Source organism: Acinetobacter sp. 12966 (genome assembly GCF_031196995.1).
Lineage (GTDB): Bacteria > Pseudomonadota > Gammaproteobacteria > Pseudomonadales > Moraxellaceae > Acinetobacter > Acinetobacter geminorum.
Genome location: NZ_JAVIMC010000049.1, coordinates 1 through 261, shown reverse-complemented (window position 1 = coordinate 261; position 261 = coordinate 1). Strand labels below are relative to the sequence as shown.

1 protein-coding gene is annotated in these 261 nt (G+C 27.6%); it reads left to right on the top strand.

The window, feature by feature from the left end; genetic code table 11:
* Positions 1-261, top strand: a 261-nt coding sequence (locus RFW85_RS06885; protein WP_309171287.1) for a reverse transcriptase domain-containing protein, incomplete at both ends; no start/stop codon positions are given.

The following is a 261-nucleotide window of genomic DNA, read 5'->3' as shown; positions in this document are numbered from 1 at the left end:
ACTAAACCCTATGTATTAAAGACAGATATATCTTCTTTTTTTGACAATATTGATCGAGCAAAATTATTAAATGAGATAAAGGATGTAATGCCACCAGATATACTTTATTTATTCCAGTCAATTATTTATTGTGATCCAAGCATTCCTTATGAATATAATAAAGATTATAAAAAACTAATTTACTCTAAATTAAGGAAAGGCGTAAGGCAAGGTATGCCTATTTCTCCACTCCTTGCTTCTTTCTATTTAAATGATTTTGAT